The sequence below is a fragment of the Hyphomonas sp. UBA3601 genome, assembly GCF_002375605.1.
Lineage (GTDB): Bacteria > Pseudomonadota > Alphaproteobacteria > Caulobacterales > Hyphomonadaceae > Hyphomonas.
In genome coordinates this window covers 30,979-33,678 of record NZ_DFME01000114.1, presented here as the reverse complement: position 1 = coordinate 33,678, position 2,700 = coordinate 30,979, and the positions used below count along the sequence as shown (strand labels likewise).

The window sequence follows — 2,700 nt, the reverse complement described above, 5'->3', positions numbered from 1 at the left end:
CGGACGCTGCAACGCATCCTTGCAAAACGCGCCCCGCGCTAAACCTGTATCCTGTAATAGTGTTGCCAGAATACGTCGCTTTGGCTGACGCAGCCTCGGCATCAGCTAAATGCAGTTGCGTCGCATTCTGAACGGCTGGTAATCGCCGCTCATGAAAAAATTTCAGTGCTCAGTCGCCCCGCTCGCCCTCCTCGCTTTTGCCCTCCCAGCCACGGCCCAGTCCGATGACCCGGTGAACCGGCTGGACACGATCGTCACCACCGCCACCCCGAGCGCCACGCCTCTGACAGACATTCCGATGTCCGTCAGCGTGATTGATACCAGGGATCTGTCGCTGGCGGATGCTTATGTCAGTGCCGAGGACATGACTGACCTGCTGACCGGGGTTGAGGCCGCTGTCGCAAACGGTACGCAGGTCGCCTTCCAGATTCGCGGCATCGGCGCGGTTGACCATCAGGCCCTGACGCCCACCGCCGCTGCGGTCTATTCCGATGGCGTCTATCTGGCGACCAACGTCCAGACGGGCCTGATGCTGTATGATCTTGCCCGTGTGGAAGTTCTGAAAGGCCCGCAAGGCACGCTGTATGGCCGCAACGCGTCCGGGGGCGCGATCAATTTCATCTCCGCGAAACCTGGCGAGGACCAGCGCCGGTATGTTCGGGCGGGCTATGGCAACCTGAATCGCGCTGACCTGGATGGCGCCTATGGGGAGCACTACGATAATGGCTTCAGCTATCGCCTCGCCGGGCGGTACCTGTCGCGCGACGCCGCACTCGACAATGTTGCCGGCCCGGAAGATGCGGGCGGTGTGCGGGATGAATTCGGTTTGCGCCTCGGCCTCAATTGGGACAAGGCGTTTGGTGGGTCCCTGCTCGTGCGCACGCACTATGAGGAAGACAATGGCGTCAATGCCGCGCCGCGCAATGATACGCTTGACCTTAACGACCATGAGATCGCGGTGGGCCGTGACGGCGTTCAGGATACCGACAATGAATTCTATGGCGTCTCGGCCCAATATGAGCGCGCTGTCGGGCGGTGGACGCTGACATCTCTCACGGCCTTCGAGGGGTACAATCAGGATTACGGGTTTGATTTTGACGGGGCTGTCGCCCTGTTCGACAATCCGAACTTCAACGCCAACCTCGCCTATATCCGCGACTTCCGGCAGTTCTCGCAGGAATTCCGCCTGCAGACAGACTGGGACGGCGCCAGCACCATGATCGGTGTATCGGGATCGCTGGAAGATTTCAGCCAGACCTATACGATCTGGTGCGGCGACCTGGATGCCGACACGCTGCTCGGCACCTGTCCTTATGTCGGCGCCGCCAGCCGGGCAGGGCCAACCCCGACCTCAGATGCACGCGCGATGACTCTGGTCACAGATATCAGGCAGGACCGTTCGGCTCTGGCCGCCTTCACCTATAATGAATTCGACCTCTCTGATCGGTTGACCGCTACACTCGGCGCGCGGGTAACGCATGAGCGGATTGAGGGTCAGGGAAGCGGCCGTCACATCTTTGAGGATGGCACGATTGGCTTCAATAATGTCGGGGGTCTCGGCCTGGCGGCAGGCGCGAACGAGATCGAAGAGACGCGGCTTTCGGGCAACGCGGCCCTCTCCTACGAACTCGGCCAAGGCAACGCTTATGTCTCGGTTTCCAACAGCTACAAATCGGGCGGCTTCAATGGCGAAGTCCAGAATAACGCCACTCATTTCGCTGATGCGGGCTTGTTCGACGCAGAGACCGTCACAGCCTATGAGGTCGGCTACAAGAGCCGACCAGACGATACGTTCACTTACAGCATCGCTGCATTTCTTCAGGATTATCAAGACCCGCAGGCGCGCATCTTCGTGAACTTCGCCTTGCCCGACGGTTCAAGCATTACGTCCAACTCGCTGTCCAATCTCGATGAAGCGACATCCTACGGGGTGGAAGTCGATTTGGCATGGCAGGCTACGGAGCAACTTTCGCTGGATGGTGGCTTGACGCTTCTGGAAACCGAGATTGATCAGTCGTCCGACATTGGCGGAAATGCCGACACATTTGACGGCAACCCCCTCCCCTTCGCACCAGATGTCTCCGCCACCCTCGGCGGACGCTACGAGTTCGCGGTTACGGAAACGATCGAGGCCAGCCTCGCCGCACACGCCAAGTATCGCGGTGATTACTATCTCGACCCAGAGGGCCTGGACAGCCGCATGCAGGACGGCTTCACGACCCTGCAGGCAGAGGCGAACTTCGTGTTTACAGATACCGGTCTCAGCTTGACCGTATGGGGACGGAACTTGACCGATGAAGACTATGCCGTCTCAGGCTATGGCTTTATCGGGTATGACACATTCCGTTCCGACCCGCGCACCTATGGCGTGCGGATCGGCTACGAGTTCTAGAAATCAACCTGGGCAGTCGCCATAATCGAAGCGGAGGGCCCGGAAATTGACCGGGTCCCCGTTCGAATAATTCAACGCATAGTAAGGCTCGGTCTCGGTGACACAGAGGCGCATCTGGTCGGCCTGAGCGCGCAAATGGCGGATCTCGTCTTCGATCGGCGGCTCGGCCTTGCGATCCTCGAAATTGACGAGATAGACAACCGGATAAGCGGACGGGTCTTGAGGCAGGTCGAGCGGGGTTTCCGGCGGGTGGAGATTCTGCGTGCCCAGGGGCAGCACATAGGAGGGATCGGCATAGCCAAGCGCCA

The 2,700-nt window shown here is 59.7% G+C and carries 1 protein-coding gene and 1 pseudogene; one reads left to right on the top strand and one right to left on the bottom strand.

The annotated features are described in order from the left end of the window. Positions 1-151: 151 nt before the first annotated feature. Positions 152-2,392 carry a TonB-dependent receptor gene (locus tag B4F73_RS12165; protein WP_290483385.1) on the top strand — a complete coding sequence of 747 codons (2,241 nt, stop codon included), beginning with the start codon at positions 152-154 and terminating at the stop codon, positions 2,390-2,392. Between the two features lie 3 nt (positions 2,393-2,395). Here B4F73_RS12165 and B4F73_RS12160 read toward each other — a convergent pair. Then, a pseudogene (locus tag B4F73_RS12160) lies at positions 2,396-2,700 on the bottom strand (glycosyltransferase family 39 protein); the annotation flags it as partial.